Origin of the sequence: Saccharomonospora marina XMU15 (genome assembly GCF_000244955.1) — a bacterium.
Taxonomy (GTDB): domain Bacteria; phylum Actinomycetota; class Actinomycetes; order Mycobacteriales; family Pseudonocardiaceae; genus Saccharomonospora_A; species Saccharomonospora_A marina.
The window spans coordinates 3,253,448-3,275,321 of record NZ_CM001439.1 but is presented as its reverse complement, the minus strand read 5'-3'; the positions used below and the strand labels follow the sequence as shown (position 1 = coordinate 3,275,321).

The 21,874-nt window shown below is 65.0% G+C and carries 9 protein-coding genes and 1 pseudogene; 7 read left to right on the top strand and 3 right to left on the bottom strand.

Annotated elements, in window-relative coordinates:
• The first annotated feature begins 34 nt into the window (after positions 1-34).
• Positions 35-2,917, top strand: coding sequence for a BTAD domain-containing putative transcriptional regulator (locus SACMADRAFT_RS31190; RefSeq protein WP_009154760.1), 2,883 nt, complete (start codon positions 35-37; stop codon positions 2,915-2,917).
• A gap of 703 nt (positions 2,918-3,620) precedes the next feature.
• On the opposite strand, the gene SACMADRAFT_RS15400 is transcribed toward SACMADRAFT_RS31190, so the two are convergent.
• Both SACMADRAFT_RS15400 and SACMADRAFT_RS15395 read right to left on the bottom strand, forming a co-directional pair.
• Positions 3,621-3,965: a DUF7674 family protein gene (locus SACMADRAFT_RS15400; protein WP_009154759.1), complete on the bottom strand. Its 345-nt coding sequence runs from the start codon at positions 3,963-3,965 to the stop codon at positions 3,621-3,623.
• On the bottom strand, positions 3,962-4,585 hold the full coding sequence (locus tag SACMADRAFT_RS15395) for a hypothetical protein (RefSeq protein ID WP_009154758.1): 624 nt from the start codon (positions 4,583-4,585) through the stop codon (positions 3,962-3,964). Before SACMADRAFT_RS15395 ends, SACMADRAFT_RS15400 begins: the two co-directional genes overlap by 4 nt.
• Positions 4,586-4,764: 179 nt before the next feature.
• Here SACMADRAFT_RS15395 and SACMADRAFT_RS15390 point away from each other — a divergent pair.
• Positions 4,765-6,058, top strand: a pseudogene (locus SACMADRAFT_RS15390) (IS701 family transposase).
• Here the strand turns inward: SACMADRAFT_RS15390 and SACMADRAFT_RS15385 are convergent.
• Positions 5,972-7,378, bottom strand: coding sequence for an RHS repeat-associated core domain-containing protein (locus tag SACMADRAFT_RS15385; protein WP_009154757.1), 1,407 nt, complete (start codon positions 7,376-7,378; stop codon positions 5,972-5,974). The pseudogene SACMADRAFT_RS15390 and the gene SACMADRAFT_RS15385 overlap by 87 nt on opposite strands.
• 117 nt (positions 7,379-7,495) lie before the next feature.
• Here SACMADRAFT_RS15385 and SACMADRAFT_RS15380 point away from each other — a divergent pair, with 117 nt between their 5' ends.
• The 5 genes from SACMADRAFT_RS15380 to txtE all read left to right on the top strand — a co-directional run bounded on the left by SACMADRAFT_RS15380 (position 7,496) and on the right by txtE (position 21,874).
• Entirely contained in the window at positions 7,496-8,401 is a 906-nt protein-coding gene (locus tag SACMADRAFT_RS15380) for an IS5 family transposase (protein ID WP_009154756.1), read from the top strand.
• Positions 8,402-8,871: 470 nt separating this feature from the next.
• Positions 8,872-9,093, top strand: coding sequence for a hypothetical protein (locus SACMADRAFT_RS30945; protein ID WP_157617260.1), 222 nt, complete (start codon positions 8,872-8,874; stop codon positions 9,091-9,093).
• Positions 9,094-10,377: 1,284 nt separating this feature from the next.
• Entirely contained in the window at positions 10,378-20,325 is a 9,948-nt protein-coding gene (locus tag SACMADRAFT_RS15375) for a non-ribosomal peptide synthetase (RefSeq protein WP_009154755.1), read from the top strand.
• Positions 20,297-20,548 carry an MbtH family protein gene (locus tag SACMADRAFT_RS15370; protein WP_332307130.1) on the top strand — a complete coding sequence of 84 codons (252 nt, stop codon included), beginning with the start codon at positions 20,297-20,299 and terminating at the stop codon, positions 20,546-20,548. Before SACMADRAFT_RS15375 ends, SACMADRAFT_RS15370 begins: the two co-directional genes overlap by 29 nt.
• Positions 20,549-20,653: 105 nt before the next feature.
• Positions 20,654-21,874: a 4-nitrotryptophan synthase gene (gene txtE / locus SACMADRAFT_RS15365; RefSeq protein ID WP_009154753.1), complete on the top strand. Its 1,221-nt coding sequence runs from the start codon at positions 20,654-20,656 to the stop codon at positions 21,872-21,874.

Sequence of the window (21,874 nt, the reverse complement as noted above, 5' to 3'; positions counted from 1 at the left end):
AGTCCCCGGCAGGGGTCGGCGCGGCGAGCCACTGATGACACCGCTGCCTGGTCGGGTGTGGATCGTGCGCACCGCGCGGCTGGCGGGCCGGGTGGTGCGCGCCCTGGTCGCGGCCACGCTGCTGGCCGCGCTGGTGGCCGGGCTTCCCACGGCGCTGATCCACGGTGTGGGATGGCCCTTGCCGGGCCATCTGCCCGGCCTGGAGGAGATCGCTGCCGTGCTGCTGGCACCGATGTCGAGCAGCTTCCTGCTCGACACGCTGGCTTGCCTGGCCTGGCTGCTGTGGCTGGTGTTCGTCCGCGACGTCGCCGCCTGCGTACTCGATGTCATCCGAAAAGCGCGGTGGCCGGACCCGCGAGGCCAGGGCGGGCCGGTGCGGCGGGTCGCGGCCGTGCTCATCGGTGCCCTGCTGGTCGCCGTGCTGGGCCGCACCGCCATCGCCGCACTCGCCAACCTGCCGGGGCCTGCCCGGCCTGCCGGGCACACCTCGGTCGTGGCGGACGCCCCCGCCGGTATGACTCCCGCCGCGGGCGGGCACACCAGCATCGAGCCGTCACACTCGCCGGTCGAGCCCGGAATCGAGCGGGTCCGCCCACCACGGCACGGGGTGCACGACTCGCTGTGGCGGATCGCGCAACGCCGCCTGGGCGATGGCGACCGGTGGCCGCAGATCTGGGCCCTCAACCAGGGCAGCACACAACCCGGCGGGCGGGTCATGACCAACCCGAACCTGATCCACCCCGGCGACCTCATCCGCCTCCCTGCCAGCGGCCCGCCCCGCGCACCCGCACCACCACCAGGGCCCACCACGCCCACGCCACCCAGCAGCCACCCCGCGCCCTCCGCGCCGCCTTCGGAGCCGACCGCACCGGCGCCTGCCACCACGCCCACGGCCGATCACGCCGCAACCGAACCCGCGGCGGGGGCGGTGACCTGGGGCAGCGGCGAGGTATTCGTCAGCCTTGGCCTGGCCGCGGCCGTCAGCGCGCTGCTGCTACGCGCACGGCGCCGCCATCACGCCCGCTACCGGCCCGGCAGCGGGCGACGCGACGACGACCTGCCGACCACACCCGTGGTGTATCAGCTTCGGCTGGCCCACCTGCACGCCCAGCACCACAACGACGACCCCGAACCGGACACCCAAACCGACCACACACCCGGCGAACCGGCCGCGCGCGAACACCCCCGCGACCCCGTCCAGTCCACGCTGGCTGCCCGCACCCGCCCAGTGCCCGCCGACCCCCCGAGCGCCGGGACGCAACCGTCGGCGCCGGTGGTGGATATCGCCCTGGACACCAGCACCCACCACGCCGACAACGCCACAACCAACACCGCCGCGGGCGGGACAGCGGTGGTCGCGCTGGACCTGGCCCGCGTCCACGGCCTCGGCCTGCTCGGCCCAGGCGGCCACGCCGCGGCCCGCGCCCTGCTGCTGACCCTCCTCACCACAGCGGTGTCCGCAGGCGAGCCGGTGCCGTCGGTGCTGGTGCCTGCCGGCGACCTCGCCCGTCTACTCGGTGTGCCGGTGCCCACCGCACACCTACCCGACACCCTCACCGTCGTGGCTGACCTGGAAACGGCACTGGCCACACTGGACACCCACACCCCCGTGCCGCAACAGGCCACGGTTCTGGTCGCCTCGCCTCCCCACGAACCACACCAGCAAGCGCGACTACAGCAACTACTCGACAACGGCGCCCAGCACGGCCTCACCGCGCTGCTGCTGGGCCAGTGGCGTCCCGGAGTGACCGCCTACGTCACCGCCGGCGGCCGCATCACCGCCACCAACCCCGGCCTCGGCGAGCCACTACGCGGCACCCGGGCCTTCACCCTGCCCGAGACCGCCACCGGCGAGCTGCTGTCCTTGCTGCGCACCACCCAACCCCCGGTCCACCACCGCAGCCCGCACCCAGCCGCCGCACCCGACACGGCCCAACCCAGTCCCGCGGGAAACGGCCCCGATCGCCTGGAGATCACCACCAACCCACCAGCGCCGAGGACCCCACCCGCCGCTGACGCCGATGAACACACCCACGAACCACCCCCACCGGTGGCGGCGGACACGAACGCGGTGACACCGGTACCGCTGGTGCTCACCGTGTTCGGCGCCCCGGCCCTGCGCTGGCGCCCCAACCCCACACAACCCGACGACGCGCTACAGGACCTGTCCCCGGCCTTGAGTAACCGCCTTCTGGAACTGCTCGTGTTCCTGGCCGTCCACCCCAGCGGGGTCTCCCGACACCGCATCATCGACGCCCTGTGGCCCGAACAGCCGCCCCGCAACCCCGCCAGCGTGCTGCGGACCATCCTCTCCCGCATCCGACGCGCCCTCGACACCGCCACCGGCGGCGCCGTCCGCGAACTCGTCCTGGCCGAACACGGCCACTACCAACTCGACCCGGCCGTCATCGAGGTCGACTACTGGAACTTCGCCGCCGCGGTCACCCGCCGCACCACCACCACACCCGAACAACGCACCCACGCGTGCCAAGCCATCGTCACGCGATACCGCGGCCCCATAGCCAACGGCCTGGACGCAGAATGGCTCACCACCGCCCGAGAAACCACCCGCCGCGACGCCCTCGACGCGGTCGCCGCACTCGCCCGCGCCCAAGTGGAAACCAACCCCGCCGACACACTCGACCTGCTCGAAACCGCACGAGGCTTCGACCCACACAACGAACTGCTCTACCGCGACATCATGCGCCTACAACACGTCCTCGGCCACCACCACGCCATCTCCCGCACCCTCACCCTCCTACAAACACACCTAGCCAAATCGACACCACCCCCACCACCGACACCATCAACCTCGCCCAACACCTCCGCGCCCAACACACCGGAATCCCCGTCAAGACTCCGTCGCAGTAAAGTGATCGAACCAGCGCCAGGCTCGGTGGCGCGGCGCGGAGCGTGATCTGCGCGGTGAAATGGGACGCCTCGGAGCTGGCACGAGGCGGCAATCGCAGTCAGCCAGGCTGCCGCAGCGGCGACCTCCACGGCGGCCTTGGAGCAGCCAAGGCTTCCGACTGCGTAGGTGGTGACGAGCAGGTTCGATCCGTTGAAGGCGTCACCACATGGTCGTGTTCGCCCTGCGGGAAGCCCATGTGAGATCGACCAGCAACGACTGAGGCATCGGTCGAGCCGCTCAACGATGTGTCCGGCACGATCCAACGCATGCTCAGCTGGCCAGCCGAAGCCGGCCAGCCCGGCTGGACCTCCTCCTCGTCACCCCTGGACGAACACCGCCGTGGCCATATAGACGGGTGCGGTCGGCGGGCCCGATCTCCGCCCTCCTTCTTCATGCGTTCGCCAAACGACCACGCCCTCGGCCATGGGCTTCTCGATCTTCTCCATCACGGCCACAACTCGATTCCGCTCAGCTGCTCGTTGATCTGGGCACGTTGCTCGCCATCGGCGTAGTAGCCGAGGCCGAGTCCAGCTAAAAGGACACGGCAGATCCGGCGGGCGGGCGTCAGGGTTTACTGTCACTGTTCACTGTCGCTGGTCTGGTTCCGGGGGCAGGCCCGTCGTGATGCAGCAGTAATCGGTGTTTGGTGCGGCATCAGCCGGCGAGGCGATCCCGAGAAACGACGCAAGCACGGAGGCCAGGATCGCGGTCAGACGAGCCACGGATCCACTCTCTTGAGTTCCGGTCCGAGCAGATCCCGGAGTTCGGACCCCGGCTGGCCCGGATCCGGAATCAGCTCGACCCCGCTGACGGTGATGAGTCCACGAACGTCCTCGGGACCACGCGTGTACTCGCGTTCAAGCCACTCGAGGATCGACTGACAGACCTCGGGATCAGTCTCCCGATGATCAACGAGCCAGCGAACAATGTCGGCCATGACGAGGTGCGGCAGCAGCTCGCCGTCGTTGTCCTGAAGGTGTTCGGCCAGCACGGGCGTGAGCTCGCGATGTGCATCGACGAGTCCCCCGATCGCGGCGACGGTGCTTGCACTCATCCGGCACCTCGCAGGACGAGCGACAGCTCGTCAGCGAGACTCTGGGCGACAAGCCGGTCGTAGTAGTCGCCGTCCTTGTTGCGTCGTAGCCACTTGTTGAGTCCGTTGAGGGTCTCCTGACCCTTGGTTGTGTGCATGCGACCACCGGTCGGGACGCCTGTTGCCAGTTCGTTTCGGATCGCGTCCATAGTCGTGCCGTTGCCAACCCGATTCGGGTTGGTCGTTCCCTTGTACAGGTTGTTCACGAGGTTCTGCAGCTTCGGGTTCGCGACCTGCGGGGTCGGCAGGATGTTGTCCACCGTCTTTGCGGCGATCTTAGCATCGAGGTTGGCTGTGGAGGTGCTGTTTGGTGGGCCGCATTGCCATACTTGGGTTGTTCTTGTGTTGTTGGCTCGGTGCTGGCCGCCGTCGGCGCAGGCATCGTCGAGCCAGGTGTTGGTCGGTGGGAGTGGTCCGGGTTGGGCGGGGTTGTTGCTGTTTTCGGGTTGGTAGGGCTGGTCGTCGGTCGCGGTGGGGTTGAGTTCGCCGAGTTCGATGGGTGGCAGGCTGCCGTTTTGGGCTGCTCGGATTGAGGGTGCGATGGTGGGGTCGAGGGCGTGGGGGTTGTCATGTGGTGTCATCGCGTCGTCGATGACGCGCTGTTGGCGTGCTTTTAGCCACGCTAGTACGGCAGCCGCACAGTGTGATCTTGGGCGGTGTGTCGTGATCATGGAGGCGGCCACCGCGTGATCAACTTCAAGGTGTGTTGGATCTTGAAACCGACGCGGTGGCCGCGTCGTGGACTGTAGCTGATGATCGCCTGGGCCGGTGGCGGGCCGGGTTTGATGAGGTATTCGGCCTGGTGGCGGGCGAGTTCGCGCAGGTGGAGTCGCGTCGGCGGGCCCGGTGGTATCTGCTGGGGCAGCTCTCGGGTGCGGAGCGGAAGAACTCCTGGACTATCGCGGAGCAGGCCGGGGACGTGGCCCCGGACGGGAGCAGCGACTACTCAACCACTACCGGTGGGATGCCGACGCGGTGCGCGACACGCTGCGCGGCTATGTGCTGGAGCATCTGGCCGCCCCGGGTGGAGTGGTCGTGGCCGATGAGACCGGTTTTCTCAAGAAGGGCACCAAATCCGCCGGAGTTCAGCGGCAGTATTCCGGCACCGCGGGCCGCATCGAGAACTGCCAGCTCGGGGTGTTTTTGACCTACGTCTCGCCGCGGGGGCGGGCGCTGATCGACCGGGAACTCTACCTGCCCGAGCACTCCTGGTGCGCCGACCGTGACCGCTGCCGCGAGGCCGGAATCGACGACGACGTGGAGTTCGCGACCAAACCCGAACTCGCCCGGCGCATGCTGGAACGACTCCTGGACACCGGCGCCGACATCGAATGGTTCACTGCCGATGAGGCCTACGGCGACAACCCCGGCCTGCGCGACTGGTGCGAGGCCGCCGGGCTGAACTACGTCATGGCCATCTCCTGCGACACTCGGTTCGACACCCCTGCCGGCCGGCTGCGGGCCGACGCACTGGCCCGTTCAGCACCGCGCACCGGCTGGCAACGCCTCTCAGCCGGAGAAGGCTCCAAGGGGCATCGCCTCTACGACTGGCTGCTGATCGACCCCGGCGCACCGGGCGGGCACCTGCTGCTGGTGCGACGCTCGATCAGCAGCGGCGAGCTGGCCTACTACATCTGCCACAGCACCTACCCCACACCGATCGCCGACCTCGTGCGGGTCGCCGGATCCCGTTGGGCAGTAGAGGAAACCTTCCAGTTCGCCAAGAACGAGACCGGCCTGGACCACTACCAAGTCCGCAAATACCAGGCCTGGTACCGGCACATCACGCTGTCCATGCTCGCCGCCGCGTTCCTCGCCGTCACCGCCCACCGCGAGCAGGAACGCGACGAAAAAGGGGATCCACAATCCACAATGAGACGCTAATTCCCTTGTCTTGCAACGAAATAAGACGGCTTTGGGCCACCGGAACCCGACCGGCCCATCCTCAGCAGCACACCGATCACTGGTCACACTGGCGCAGAATCCACCAAACCCGAGCCCGACGAAGCCACTACCAGCGACAACGCACCAAACATCACACCCTGCCGCTGTAGTACTAGGTAGGGGAGATAGGCTTCGTAGGCGGCTTGGTTGGTGTTGCCTGGTGTGGGACCTGCTGTTCCGCCGTCTTCCGGCAGGTTTGGGGGCTTGACCGGGACGCAGCGTAGGAGACATCCGGGATTGGGCTTGGGGCGCTGGTCGCGATCAGGCCACGCGGCCCAGCCATCGATGAGTGGCAGGGACAGGCGCAGCCAGCTAGTCCAGCCGTCCAGACGTGGTGCGGGCCTGCGTACCGTCGGACGAGAGGGACGTGTCCGAGTCCGAGGCGGGTTGTATGTCCGCGGGGGAGCATCGGTGACCGCCTTGACCGTCAAGGCCCCGACAACCATCGCGCCCAGGGCGATCGCGCCGTTGACAGCAAGACAGCCTCCCACCGCGGCAGGTGCTCCCGGACCTGTTGCGAACCCGAGTGCGCAGACTGCGACGGTCCCGCCAGAGGGGTCCGTCCGAGTCAACGGTGAACCGGCTGCGTAGGCGTAGCGGTTGGCGTTGGCGAGGTCACGTGGGTGGAGGGCGGTGGTGTCGCGGGAGGTGAAGGTGCCGGTTCCGGGTTGGTACCAGCGGGCGCCCATGTTGATGGTGCCGTTGTCGGGGTTGGTGTATTGGTGTTGGTATCCCAGGGCTGGTTGGGTGCCTGTGGCGGCGAGGGTTTCGCCGAAGGGGCTGTAGGCGCGTGAGCCGGCTGTTTCGCCGGTGGTTGGTTCGATCAGTCCGATGAGGTCGGTGTGTTGGTCGGTCCAGGCCAGGCCGGGGGTGGCGTTGTGCTGTGCGCCCAGCATGGTTCCGGCGGGGGTGTAGGTGTAGTTCCCGTCACCGTCGGAGACCACGTTGATGCTGGTTCCCAGGTAGGTCAGGGATGCGGCGCCGGTGGTGATGAGCCTGTTGAGTCCGTCGTAGGTGTTGGTGGTGGTGCCGTCGGTGACGAGTTCGTCGAAGGCGTTGAACTGCTGGGTTGTGGTGGTGCCGTTGGTGGTGCGGGAGATGAGGGTGCCGCGGGGGGTGTAGGTGTAGGTGGTGTCGCCGTGGGCCTGTAGTTGGTTGCGTTCGTTGTAGGTGGCGGTGTCGGGTCCGTCTCGGGTGAGGTTGCCTGCGGCGTCCCATTCGTAGTCGTGGACGGTGGTGCCGTCGTCCCAGGAGGTGAGCCGCCCGGCCTGGTCGTAGGTGTAGGTGTTGGTGGCGGCTCCGGCCAGGCCGGTGGTGGTTTTGGTGGTGAGTTGGTCTTCGTCGTCGTAGTCGTAGCTGATCGAGGCTGTGGTGGTGCCGTCGGGGGCTTCGACTGTGTCGGTGGCGAGGCGGCCCAGGGCCTGTTTCAATGCGCTGAGCTGGGAGGTCTTTGGCTGCGGAGGGTTTGCGGCGTGTCGTTGGCCAAATAGGCGAGGTCTCCGGTAGATCGATCAACGACCAAGAAGATCGAGAACACCGGAGACCTCGTGGCCAGCGTAGCGGCGGCGGGGCGAGCCGACTTGACCGACGCGCAGTGGGCAGTACTGGAACCGTTGCTGCCGGTCGGTCAGAAGCCGGGTCGCCCACCGAAGTGGACCAAGCGTCAACTCATCGACGGGATTCGGTGGCGAGTGCGTGTGGGCTCTCCCTGGCGCGATGTCCCACCGGTGTATGGGTCCTGGCAGAGTGTCTATGGGTTGTTCCGGCGCTGGCAGCGCGCTGGTGTGTGGGCGGTGATCCTGGCGGCATTGCAGAGCAGGGCCGACGCAGCCGGTGTGATCACGTGGGACGTGAGCGTGGATTCCACGATCAACCGAGCGCATCAGCATGCGGCGGGCGCGCGGGCCGAGAGCGAGGTGCAAAAGGAACCGCCGGGTGGGGTGGGCGCGCCCGAACCCGCTGACCACGCGTTGGGCCGGTCTCGAGGTGGATGGACCACCAAGCTGCATCTGACGACCGAACAGGGGCACAGACCGCTGTCGCTGCTGGTGACGGCGGGGCAGCGTGGGGACAGTCCGCAGTTCGAGGCGGTGCTGGCTGGCATCCAGGTCGCCCGAACCGGTGGTGGACGAGCCCGGACCCGACCAGATCGGGTGCTGGCGGATAAGGCCTACAGTTCCCGCACCAACCGGGCCCACCTGCGCAGACGTGGGATCGCATGCACCATCCCCCAGCCTGCCGATCAGATCCGGCATCGCCGCAGGCGTGGACGCAACGGCGGTCGACCACCAGCCTTCGACCCGCACACCTACAAACAGCGACACGCGGTCGAATGCGGAATCAACCGCCTCAAACGTCACCGAGCCCTCGCCACCCGATACGACAAGCTCGCCGTCCGCTACGAAGCCACCATCCACATCGCCGCAATCAACGAGTGGCTACCTCGCTTATGAAACAGGCTCTAGCGCTAACCGAACTGCTAGCCATCCAGATCCACTCGCCGATCTCAACATGGCTGCAGCCGCAACTGCTGACGGCACCCCGCTGGCGAGCTCAACCTTCCGACGTTTCGGCGACCTACTACCTGCGCAGGTGCTCGACGCCGCACATCGCACAGTTGCAGACTCCCGCCCGAACTCGACTTGGGCACCGACCGGCGCCGCCCAGCCTACGGCTTCGACGACCCCTTCAGCGCCGTGACGCTCTGCAGAATGACTTCAATGTTGGGTACCAACACCGGCCATCGCACTCGGCGTCCCATACCGGCGGCCGTCGCCGACAGAGTAGAATATCGCACAATGCAAATACTGCTACTTCACCAGTTACGAGCGGAATTTCATTGATACAACCTTGGACGGGTTGAAGATCTTGCTTTACTCGCCGACCGGTTGAGCAAGTGGGCCCCTTCGCCGAGTACAGAAATATGACCAATCGTCGAACGCTACCCGTTCGTCAGTATTCATTTCAGTGGCGTTGGAATGAAAATCAGGCCGTACTGTTCTACGTGGGAGAACAGCAGTCGTTGCCACCGGATTGGAACGACCTGCGTGACGACTCGCCGCCCAACGACTGGCAGGACCTCCAAGAGCCTCAGTTCGGTGAGCGGGTACCTGAGTGGTCGGACATCCTTGATGATGTCTACTGAAGATGATGGCTGGCACGCTGCTGAAAAAAAATTGGGATAAGCTTTCGAATCCGAACAAAGTCATTTGGCGATCTAACCATCACGAACTACAGCTGGAGTACTACGCTCGTCGAACGATCCAGCCGCATCGTGATGGTCGGGCACCTTGGTACGGAACGAAGCTCCGAGGGCGTGCGAGACAGCTTGATCACCACCGTCGGCCATCTACGCGAGACACTGCGGGGGTCCCGCAGATCCACGTCAGCGCGGCAGCAACGAGAACACCAACGGCTCGCTCCGCCAATACCTCCAGCGTGGTGTCGACCTGTCGCGACACAGCGTTTGGGAGCTACGAGCGTCGCCGCGGAGTTCAACGACCGACCGCGAAAGTCCCTCGGCCACGACACTTCAGCAGAGCAACTGAACTGCTTCACTGGGCACTTGGTGGTCCGAACCGTTGCGACGACCGGTGGAACCCGAGTGCACCGCTCCGCGGCCCCACTGCAACCGATGTTGCGGGCCTGGCGAGCCGCTACCAGGGAATACCGTTTCGTTCGACGAGCGAACCGATCGCACCATGATCAAAGTTGGGATACGCACAGTAATGGCCCCCACCACCCACTTGCACCTGCATGGGCGTGGGCCGTCTCGCTACGGTGGGACCGTCGTTGATCGCTTTGCTAACCGAAAACGGGGACAACCATGACGGCTGCCGTCTCCGGGCGGGTCACCATCGTTGAGGCCCACAACTCGTCCATCGCCGATTCGACCGCCGCTGATCGCGCCTCTCCGTGGCGAAGGTAATCGCCGAGCCGACAGCAAACGGGCATCCGGTTAATCCGATTTCGAGCTTGCTGGGTAGATCCGCGAGCCAGAAGCAAATCAGAGGATTATGCCGTGTAGTCGCCGGTTCATGCAGCAAATGAAGTGGGAGCGAAAACCAAGTGCGAACCCTTCTCGACGGCCGTTGTGGCGTTCATGAACGTCTGCCCGACGACACCGATTCGGTGGCGCAGACGTCGCCGCGGCACGGCATTCCGTTCAACAGCCCTCCCAGAAGCATCGCTGGACCTCGGCGAGTCGTACGTCGCGCTCGATGAGGTCGTTAGTGAAGGGCACGGTCGGGCCGATAGCGAAGCGAATAGCGATGTCTTGACGGGCCTCAAAACGGCCAGTCAGGGGAGTGGCGCTAGTCCCCTGTTCATGCGCGGCTGTTGCTTTGGCGAGAACGGCAAGGTCGGGCCTTCTCAGGCGAGCGAAGCACGGTCGAAGCTGTAGCGAATATCCAAGGATAGAGGTTACGTCTTGATCTCGTTATCGGCTGCGCAACAGCGGCTGTGGTTCCTCAATCAGCTCGAGGGGGCCAGCGCGACGTACAACGTTCCGTTCGGATTGCGTTTCGTCGGAGCGCTGAATGTGGAGGCTCTGCAGGCGGCGTTGAACGACGTGGTGCGGCGGCACGAAACGTTGCGGACCGTCTTCCCGGAGAAGGACGGGATGCCGCTGCAGAAAGTGCTGCAACCCGACCAAGCGCGCCTTGAGTTGCAGCTGAGCGACCTGGATGCCGATCAGCTGCAGTCGACGATGAGCGAGGTCTCCGCCTGCACCTTCGACCTGGCGCGGGATCTACCGGTGCTGGCCCGGCTGTTCCGGCTCGAAGCCGAAGAGCATGTGTTGCTGCTGGTGTTGCACCACATCGCCAGTGATGGGATGTCACTGGCGCCATTGATGCGGGATCTGGCGCAGGCCTACCGGGCGCGCTGCCAAGGCCTGCAGCCTCAGTTCGAAGAGTTGCCGGTCCAGTACAGCGACTACACGGTCTGGCACGAAGAGCTGTTGGAGGCGGTGGGGCAGGAGCAGCTGACCTACTGGCGAAACACACTCGCCGGGGCACCGCCGGAGTTGACCCTGCCGACCGACAGACCTTATCCGGCTCATCGGTCGCACCACGGTGGAGAGGCCTACTTCAGCCTCGATGCCGAGTTGCATCAGGCGTTGAGGCGGTTGGGGCAGGAGCAGGGCACCAGCTTGTTCATGGTGTTGCAGGCCGGGTTGGCGATCTGGTTGCAGCGGCATGGCGCAGGCGATGACATCCCAGTCGGCACCGCACTGGCCGGGCGTACCGACGAGGCATTGGAGGACCTCGTCGGGTTCTTCGTCAATACCCTGGTGTTGCGGACCGACTTGTCGGCAAACCCGACCTTCGTCGAGCTGCTGCACCGGGTGCGCGAGACCAACTTGGGCGCATACCGTAACCAAGACCTCCCTTTCGACACACTGGTGGAGGAACTGGCCCCGAACCGATCGCTGACCCGGCACCCACTGTTCCAGGTCATGCTGGTGCTGCGGCCGGACACGCCGGTCTGGCCTCATTCGCCCGGCCTCACCGTCACCACCGAGCAAATCCGGACGAACGTCGCCAAATTCGACCTCACGGTTCACTTCGGGGAGCTGTTCGACGACAATGGCGCACCCGCCGGTATCAACGGCGTGATCGAGTACGCAACCGACATCTTCGACCAGAGCACCGTGGATGCCCTCGCGGCTCGGCTGGTGCGAATCCTTGATCTGGTGACGGCCGAACCACGGCTTCGGATCGCCGAATTTGAGGTGTTGTCCGAAGCGGAACGGCTGAGAACTCTGGTGGAGTGGAACGACACTGCTGTTGAGCTTCCGACTGCTACGTTGCCGGAGTTGTTTGCGGCGCAGGTGGCACGAACCCCGGATGCTCCTGCGGTGGTCGACGAGCGGGGCACGCTGAGCTTCGCGGAGCTGCATGCCCGGGCCGGTGCGGTGGCGCGATGGTTGATCGATCGTGGTGTGGGAGCCGAGGATGTGGTAGCGGTGGCGCTGCCGCGTTCGGCTGAGACGGTGGCGGCCATCCTGGGTGTGAGTATGGCAGGTGCGGCATGGCTGCCGGTTGATCCCGACTATCCGCAGGCGCGGATCGAGTACATGCTGGCCGATGCGCAACCGAAGCTGGTGCTCGACAAGCGGACACTGGCCGATGTGGACACCTCCTGCGAGGCGCCGCTGCCACCGCGAGCTACCCCCGCGAACCTGGCGTACCTGATCTACACCTCTGGTTCTACCGGGCAGCCCAAGGGCGTCGCGGTCACCCATCATGGGCTTGCCGGTTTGCTGGCGGGGCGGGCGCGGGACTTCGACATCGGGCCGGACGACCGGGTGCTCCTCTTCGCCTCGTTGAGCTTCGACTCGTCGGTGGCTGAGGTGTGCTACACCCTGCTGAACGGCGCCACGCTGGTGATGGTGGACAGCGAGCGGCTCACCCCCGGTATGCCGCTGGTCGAGACGATCTCCGGGTACGACATCACCCACTTGATGCTGCCACCAGCCGTGCTGGCGGTGCTGCCCGAGCAGGCACTGGAGACGGTGCGGACGCTACTGGTCGCCGGAGAGGCCTTCCCCATCGAGTTGGTCTCGCGGTGGGCTCAGGGTCGGCGCATGATCAACGCCTGGGGTGCTACCGAATGCACCGTGGAAACCACGCTCAGCCGCCCGCTGGTTCCGGACGGCCAGGCACCTTCGATCGGCATACCGATCCCGGGAAGCCGGGTGTACCTGCTGGATGAGCAGTTGCGACCGGTGCCGGCGGGTGTTGTCGGTGAGTTGTACATAGCCGGCGATGGTCTGGCGCGGGGCTATCTGGGCCGGCCCGGACTGACCGCACAGCGGTTCGTGGCCAACCCGTTCGCCGAGCGAAATGGGCGCACCGGCCGGCACAGTGCCGGTGGCGAAAGGATGTACCGCACAGGGGATCTGGGTCGCCTGCGCCCCGACGGGCAACTGGTCTATGTGGGTCGCACCGACGACCAGGTCAAGGTGCGGGGTTTCCGCATCGAGCTGGGCGAGGTGGAGGCCGCGCTGCCGGGCCAGGCTGTCGTCGTTGCCCGGCAGGACCGGCTGATCGCCTACACCACCGAAGAAGTGGACGTGGATGCGCTCCGGCGGCAGTTGCCGGACTACATGGTCCCGTCGGCATTCGTCGTACTCGATGAATTCCCGCTGACACCCAACGGCAAGATAGACAAGAACGCCCTTCCTGCACCGGCCGTGGTGGCCTCCCCGGCCGCGCCACGTACCGCGGTCGAAGAGATCCTGTGTGGCCTGTACGCCGAACTGCTGGAGTTGCCGGAGGTCGGCGTAGCGGACGACTTCTTCTCCCTGGGCGGGCATTCGCTGCTGGCCACCCGGCTGGTCTCCCGGGTCCGTGCGGCGCTGCAGGCGGAGGTGCGGGTGCGGGACGTGTTTGCCGCCCGCACGCCTGCGGCGTTGGCGGCGACAGTAGCGGCGACGCAGGGTCGGCCCCGGCCCGCGTTGCGGCTGCTGCCCCGGCCAGATGTCCTGCCGCTCTCCGCAGCACAGCAGCGATTGTGGTTCCTGAACCAGATGGAGGGCCCCAGCCCGACGTACAACATGCCTGTGGCGCTGCGGCTGAGGGGTGCGCTGGACGTGGCGGCACTGCAGGCGGCGTTCAGCGATGTGGTGGCCCGGCATGAAGCGCTGCGGACGGTTTTCCCGGCCTATGACGGACAGCCGCGGCAGAAGGTTCTGGACGTGGTCGAGATTCCGCTGCACAGCGAAGGAGTCGAGACAGCGGCGCAATACCGGTTCGATCTGGCCAATGAGCTGCCCATCCGAGTCTGGTTGCGGGACGACTTGCTGGTTGTGGTGATTCACCACATTGCCGGTGATGGCTGGTCGATGGGGCCGCTGCTGCGTGATCTTTCGGCTGCGTACGCCGCCCGTTGCCTGGGGCAGGACCCGGAGCTGGCCCCGTTGCCGGTGCAGTACGCCGACTATACGCTCTGGCATCGGCAGTTGCTCGGGTCCGCCGACGAGGTGGACAGCTTGTCGAGCCAGCAGCTGACGTACTGGCGGCAGGTCATGGCGGGAGCGCCGGCTGAGCTGGCACTGCCGGTCGACCGCCCGCATCCGGCGGTGCCAACCCATAACGGCGGGCGAATCGGTACGTCGCTTGGTGGATCGGCCTACCAGGACCTGATTCGGTTGGCCAGGTCGCACGATGCCACGCTGTTCATGGTGCTGCACGCCGCGGTCGCGGTGGTGCTGGCGCGGATGGGCGCAGGGGAGGACCTACCGATTGGCACCGCGGTGGCCGGGCGCGCTGATGCCGCCCTGGACGACCTGGTCGGGTTCTTCGTCAACACGCTGGTGCTGCGTACCGACCTCTCGGGCAACCCGACCTTCGCCGAGCTGTTGGGGCGAATTCGCGAGCGTGACCTTGATGCCTTCGCTCACCAGGATATTCCGTTCGACCTGCTGGTAGAGGACCTGGCGCCAGAACGCTCGCAGTCCCGGTCACCGCTGTTCCAGGTGATGCTGCTGCTGGAGAACCATGTCGCAGGCGTGCTGGACCTGCCTGGGCTTCAGCTGGTTCGGGAGCCGGTCCAAGTGGAGACGGCCAAGTTCGAGCTGACATTCAGCTTCACCGAAACGCCGGACGCGCTGCAGTGCAACCTGGTGTACGCCACGGACGTGTTCGACGAAAGTACCGCGCAGTCGCTGCTGGACCGGTTGCTTCGCGTGCTGCGTACGATCACCGTGGACCCGACGCGGGCGGTGGCCGAAATCGATGTGATGTCCGACGAGGAACGGCGGACTCTGGCCCGGTGGAACGACACAGCTGTCGAGGTTCCCGCGGTCACCCTGCCGGAGTTGTTCGAGGCGCAGGTGGATCGGACGCCGGACGCTGTGGCCGTGGTTTGCGGGAGTGCGCAGGTCAGCTATGCGGAGTTGAATGCTCGGGCGAACAGGTTGGCGCATTATCTGGTTGATCGGGGTGCGGGCCCGGAGTCTGTTGTGGCTTTGAGTCTGCCGCGGTCGGTGGATCTGGTTGTCGCGTTGCTGGCGACGTTGAAGTCCGGCGCGGCGTATCTTCCGATCGACCTGAACTATCCCGAGGACCGGATCGGGTACATGCTCAGCGACGCCGCTCCGAAACTGACGCTGACGAAATTGCCCGAAACTTCTTCCTACTCGGCTGCCAACCCGAATGTGCGGGTGGCACAGAAGAATCCGGCGTACGTCATCTACACGTCCGGCTCAACCGGAGAACCCAAAGGCGTAGTAATAGAACACGCCTCGTTGGCCGATTATCTGTACCGCGCGCGAGAGGCTTACCCCGACGCATCCGGTACGGCACTGGTCCACTCGTCCATAGCGTTCGACCTGACAGTCACTGCACTATACACACCACTGGTGAGTGGGGGGTGCGTGATGCTGGCCGAACTGGAGGAACACGCTGGCTTGGTCACTCGGCCGTCGTTCATGAAAATCACCCCGTCTCACCTTGGAGTCATCGAGAACCTTCCGGAGGAATTCTCCCCGTCCGGAACCCTGATCCTGGGTGGGGAACTGCTTACCGGCGATGCGGTACGGAGATGGCGCACAAACCATCCGGACGTGACCATGGTCAACGCATACGGCCATACCGAGACCACCGTCAACTGCAGCGAGTTCCGCATCGTTCCTGGGCAGCTCCTCGACCCTGGAGCGCTCCCGGTCGGTCGTCCGTTCTGGAACACGCGGTTTTTCGTGTTGGATGAGCGTCTGCAGCTCGTACCGCCCGGCGTGGTGGGTGAGTTGTATGTTGCGGGCGCGGGGTTGGCTCGCGGGTACCTGAACCGGCCGGCGCTGACCGCGGAACGGTTCGTTGCCAGTCCGTGGGGTGATGGGGAGCGTATGTACCGCACCGGTGATCTGGTGCGATGGAACGCGCGGGGGGAGCTGGAGTTCCAGGGCCGTGTTGACGCCCAGGTGAAGGTGCGCGGGTTCCGGATCGAACTGGGCGAGATCGAGGCCGCACTCGCGGAATGTCCGGACGTAGCGCAGTCGGTGGTGGTGGTACGCGAGGATCGTCCCGGAGACAGACGTCTGGTCGCCTACCTGACGGGGCCGGAAGTGGATACGGCGGTGATACGTCGCCAGGTGGCCGAGGTGCTGCCGGATTACATGGTGCCGTCAGCGTTCGTGGTATTGGACGGGTTGCCGCTGACGTCGAATGGGAAGGTGAACCGGCGGGCATTGCCGGCACCGAAATATCGGGGTGAGGGTGTTGGTCGGAGGGCGCGGAGCCCGCAGGAGGAGATCCTGTGTGGTGTGTTTTCCGATGTGTTGGATGTGGCCGAGGTTGGGATTGATGACAACTTCTTCGGTCTGGGCGGTCATTCGTTGTTGGCGACTCGGTTGATCAACCGGATTCGTGCCGTGCTCGGCGTGGAGTTGAGTATTCGGGATCTGTTCCGGTCTCCAACGGTGGCTGGTATCGCTGAAATCCTCGCTACCAGTGGAGAGAGGATTGGCGGGTGTCGGCCGATGTTGCGGGCTCGGGTTCGTCCCGAGTTCGTGCCGCTGTCGTTTTCGCAGCGGAGACTGTGGTTCCTGGACCGTCTGGAAGGTCCGAGTGCGAACTACAATTCTCCGTTGGCCTTGCGCTTTTCGGAGCAGGTGGACATACCCGCGCTGCGGGAGGCGCTTGCCGATGTGGTGGGCCGACACGAGGCCCTGCGCACGGTGTTTCCCGAGTCGGAGGGTGAGCCGTTCCAGAAGGTACTCCCTGCCGCTGAGGCGGTACCGGGACTGGAGGTCACCGCAGTCGACGAGCGGGGCCTTGCGCAGGCCATGGAGGTGGCGGCCGACTACCACTTCAAACTGCAGACCGATCTGCTGCTACGGGCGCATCTGTTCACCCTGACCGCTGACGAGTCCGTGTTGTTGCTGGTGATGCATCACATCGTCAGTGACGGCTGGTCGCACGGGCCGCTCGTGCGGGACCTGTCAGCGGCTTATACGGCCCGCCGCCAAGGACGAGCGCCGGTCTGGGACGAACTCCCGGTTCAGTACGCCGATTACGCGCTGTGGCAGCGTGAGGTCCTCGGAGACGAGGATGACCCGGACAGCGTGCTGGAGCAGCGATCGACCTTCTGGCGTGAGGCTCTGACCGGCTCACCGGATCTGCTGGAACTGCCCACCGACCGGGCGCGCCCAACAGTGGCCAGCTACCGAGGCGCCACCGTCCCCTTCACCATTGACGCCGAACTACACGCACGACTGGTCGAGCTGGCCAAGGTCCGCGGCTGCACCCTGTACATGGTCTTGCAGGCCGCATTGGCCGCGCTGCTTACTCGCCTAGGTGCCGGCACGGATATTCCGATCGGGGCGGCGGTGGCCGGGCGGGATGACGAGGCCCTCAACGACCTGGTCGGCTTCTTCGTCAACACTCTGGTTCTACGCACTGACACTTCCGGCGATCCGACCTTCGCCGAACTCCTGGAGCGGGTTCGCGAGATCGACCTGGCAGCCTATGCCCACGCAGACCTCCCCTTCGAACGACTCGTCGAAGTACTCAATCCACCCCGCAGCCTGGCCCACCACCCCCTCTACCAAGTGGTACTCGTGCTCCAGAACAACACCCACCAGGGCACCACGTTGCACGGCATGGAGATCTACGGGCAGCCGGTCGACCGGTCCGGCGCCAAGATCGATCTCTCCTTCAGCATGTCGGAAGTGGGGGGTGGTGTGGTGCCCGGCGGTTTGGTCGGGGTGCTGGAGTACGCCACGGACCTTTTCGATCAGGCCAGTGCGGAAAGCATCTGTCAGCGGCTGACCCGCGTTCTCACCGCCCTTGTCCACGACCCGGAGCTCCGTATCAGCGAGGCCGACATCCTTGCCCCCCAGGAGCGGCGGCGGATGTTGGTGCAGTGGAATGACACCGGCTGCGAGGTCCCGGCGGCAACCTTCCCGGAGTTGTTCGAGGCGCAGGTGGATCGGGCGCCGGACGCTGTGGCCGTGGTTTGCGGGAGTGAGCAGGTCAGCTATGCGGAGTTGAATGCTCGGGCGAACAGGTTGGCGCATTATCTGGTTGATCGGGGTGCGGGCCCGGAGTCTGTTGTGGCTTTGAGTCTGCCGCGGTCGGTGGATCTGGTTGTCGCGTTGCTGGCGACGTTGAAGTCTGGCGCGGCGTATCTTCCGATCGACCTGAACTATCCCGAGGACCGGATCGGGTACATGCTCAGCGACGCCGCTCCGAAACTGACGCTGACGAAATTGCCCGAAACTTCTTCCTACTCGGCTGCCAACCCGAATGTGCGGGTGGCACAGACGAATCCGGCGTACGTCATCTACACCTCCGGCTCAACCGGGCGTCCCAAGGGTGTCGTGGTCACCCACCATGGGATCGCCAGCCTTGTCGCGAACCAGGCCGAACGTTACGACGTCGACTCCGGGAGCAGAATCCTCCAATTCGCCTCCCCCAGCTTTGACGTAACTGTCTCCGAATACTGCCTTTCGTTGCTGTCCGGGGCACGTCTGGTAATTCCTCGAACAACTCTTTACGGCGACTCGCTCAGTGATTTCCTTCGCGACAACGAAATCACTCATGCCCATATACCGCCTGCCGTCCTGAGTAGTCTTCCCGAGACGCGCTACCCCGACCTGCGAGTGCTGATCACGGGCAGTGAGGCGTTGTCGGCCGAGCTGGTGCAGCGCTGGGCGCCGGGCCGAAGGATGGTCAACGCCTATGGTCCCACCGAGGCAACAGTTGACGTCGCGTCATGGGTTGTCGACGGTCTCACCGAGCATGAACCATTGACGAATGTTCTTATTGGTCGCCCTGTATCCAATGCGCGAGTGTTTGTGTTGGATGATGGTTTGCGGCCGGTGCCGCCCGGTGTGGTGGGTGAGTTGTATGTGGCGGGCGCGGGGCTGGCTCGTGGGTACCTGAACCAGCCGGGCCTTACCGCTGAACGGTACGTTGCCAATCCTTGGGGTGCTGGGGAGCGCATGTATCGCACCGGCGATCTGGTGCGGTGGAACGCGCAGGGACAACTGGAGTTCATCGGGCGCACTGATGACCAGGTAAAGGTGCGCGGGTTCCGGATCGACCTGGGTGAGATCGAGACGGTGCTGCTGCGGGACGCGACGGTGAGCCAGTCGGTTGCGGTGGTGCGGGAGGATCGGCCGGGTGACAGGCGGATCGTCGCTTATGTGGTTGCGACCGCCGGCGCCGTGGTGGACGCGGCGGCGGTACGTGAGCGCGTCGCGGCGACGTTGCCGGAGTACATGGTGCCGTCGGCGGTTGTGGTTCTGGAGGCGCTGCCGCTGACTGCCAATGGCAAGCTCGACCGCGGCCAGTTGCCTGCGCCGGAGTACACCACCGTCGGCGGGCGGGGTCCGCGAACGGAACAGGAAAGGGTGCTGTGCACGCTGTTCGCCGACGTCCTCGGTCTTGGTGAGGTGTCCATCGATGACGGGTTCTTCGACTTGGGTGGACACTCTCTGCTCGCGACCCGGCTGATCCGCCGCATCCACGCGGAACTGGACACCGAAATCTCCGTAGGCGCTCTCTTCCAGCATCCCACCGTGGCGTCCTTGAGCCAGCAGCTGGCCTTCTCGCCCCCGCATGATCCACTAAGCCCGCTACTTCCGCTTCGCCCAGCTGGAAGCCGTCTCCCGATTTTCTGTGTGCACCCGGTAGGCGGTGTGAGCTGGTGCTATTCCGGATTGCTGCAGCACTTTGGCCCTGACTATCCGGTGTATGGAATCCAGGCCCACGGGATGAGCGAAAGTCGCCCTCTTCCGCGGTCCATCGGGGAAATGGCACGCGATTACGTGGATGAGATTCTCACCGTTCAGAACGAGGGCCCATATCGCCTTATCGGATGGTCCCTCGGTGGCACGGTGGCCCACGCGATGGCAACGGAGCTGCAAGATCGTGGTTACGAAGTGGGGTTTCTTGCTCTGCTCGACTCCACCCCGTACCCCGTTTCCCGACAGGGCGACCTCGAGAAGCCTGATATCCTGAGCGGAATTCTGGAGGCCTTCGGCGCGGAGGCTGACGGGCTGCGTGACTCCCCCAACCCGGACGATGTTGTCGAAGTCATGCAGAAAGGGATAAGCACGCTGGGATCGCTACGGCGCGAACACGTGCAGCGGGTCCTGGATGTGGCCCTGAACTCCGCTCGAATCAGCGGCCTTCCTCGTTCGATTGGCCGGATGTCCGGAGACCTGCATTTCTATGCGGCGGTGGGGGACGAGAGGGGAGCCTCATCAGACGTTACCGCGAGGTGGGCGCAGTATTGCACTGGACAGGTGTACGTCAACGAAATACCGTGCCGACACGGGGAAATGATGTCGCCTGCGTCGTTGGCACTCATCGCCGGAACTCTGGTCGCCAGGGTGCGTGAGCTGGAAGGAGACGGATGTGAATAATCCGTTCGAGCGGGATGACATCCATTACTACGCCCTCGTAAATGGTGAGGGTCAGTACTCGATGTGGCCGACCACGATTGAGGTTCCCGAGGGGTGGAGCGTGGCGCACGGTCCCTCGGACAGGCAGTCCTGTGTGGAGTTCATCGAACACACGTGGACGGATATGCGGCCCAAGAGTCTGATCGATGCCATGGAGGGCACTACTTCCAGCCCTCCTGAGTAAGCCCTTTCAACTGGCGGATGAGTGCACCACCGCGACGTGGGCCCGCATGGTGCGCTTTGCTGAAGAGAAAAGCGCGCTTCATGTGACAAAAAGGAGATCAAGCACGTGGTAAACCCTTCGCCGCTTTCGATGCCTGCCATCGTTTCGAACCCGTATCCCGTATATGCCGACCTCGCGGAGCGGGAGCCGGTCCACTGGTGCGAGAGCTTGGGCTCGTGGGCCATCCTCAAATATGACGACTGTGTCGCCGCGCTGAAGGACCCTCGATTCAAGGCAGAACGCATGGAAGAGATACTGAGCGGTAAATTCAGTGGGCGGAAACTGCCGGCCGAGAGTATTTACCACCGGTTCACCAAGAACGTCATGATGTATACGGACGAGCCCCGCCACACGGTGTTGAGGAAGTCCACGCAGGCGGGTTTCACAAACGAGGCGCATGCATTTTACAGCCAAGCCATCGAGCGGGTCGCCCACGATCTGGTAGCCAGTGTGCCGGACAACGTGAAGGAAATCGATGCCGTCCCCGGGTTGGCCGAGAAGCTTCCCGTGAATGCCGCTGTCCACGCCTTCGGCGTTCCCGAGGAGGACCTCGACGTCGTGATACCGCGCGTGGTCAACGTGATGACCTATTGGTCGGGGCCCCAGGAGCAGCCACTGGAGCTGGAACAGCTGCTCGAGGACCTGGCGGACCTGCACACCTATGCTTCCGAACTCGTTGCGGGCAAGCGGGGAAGAGTCCTCCCGGACACCGTCATCGCCCGGCTGGCGGCAGACCTGGCGGATCAGACCGAGGTCACGCCGGAGCAGACAGTTCATCAACTGGTCCTTTTGCTGGTCGCGCTGTTCGCGCCCACGACGCCCGGGTCCGTCGGTAGCGGCATGCTCGCGTTCGCCACGAACCCCGACCAGATCGCACGCTTCCTGGCGGACTCCGCGTGCGTAGAGAACACGCCGAACGAGGTGGTGCGCTACAACGCGTCGAACCAGTTCACTTGGCGCGTCGCGACAACGGATGTGGAAATGGGCGGAGTCCGTATCAAGGAGGGGCAACGGGTTGCACTTTTCCTGGGCGCCGCCAACCGGGACCCGGCCGTTTTCGAGCAGCCGAACAAGTTCGACCTCGACCGGTCGAACAGTGGCAAGAACCTCTCCTTCGGCTTCGGACCACACGCATGTCTCGGACGCCAGATAGCCAGCCTCGAGATCAAGTGGTTCTTCGTAGCTCTGTTCGCTCGCTTCCCGACGATCCGGCTGGCGGGTGAACCCGAGTGGAACACCAATCTCGAGTTCCGGTCGCTGCGGTCCTTACCGTTGAGCCTGGGCTGA

Excerpts from the sequence above, each read along its gene's own strand:
- SACMADRAFT_RS15395 (WP_009154758.1), bottom strand. The coding sequence starts at position 4,585 with ATGACACCACATGACAACCCCCACGCCCTCGACCCCACCATCGCACCC.
- SACMADRAFT_RS31190 (WP_009154760.1), top strand. The coding sequence starts at position 35 with ATGACACCGCTGCCTGGTCGGGTGTGGATCGTGCGCACCGCGCGGCTG.
- SACMADRAFT_RS15400 (WP_009154759.1), bottom strand. The coding sequence starts at position 3,965 with ATGAGTGCAAGCACCGTCGCCGCGATCGGGGGACTCGTCGATGCACAT.
- SACMADRAFT_RS30945 (WP_157617260.1), top strand. The coding sequence starts at position 8,872 with ATGACCAATCGTCGAACGCTACCCGTTCGTCAGTATTCATTTCAGTGG.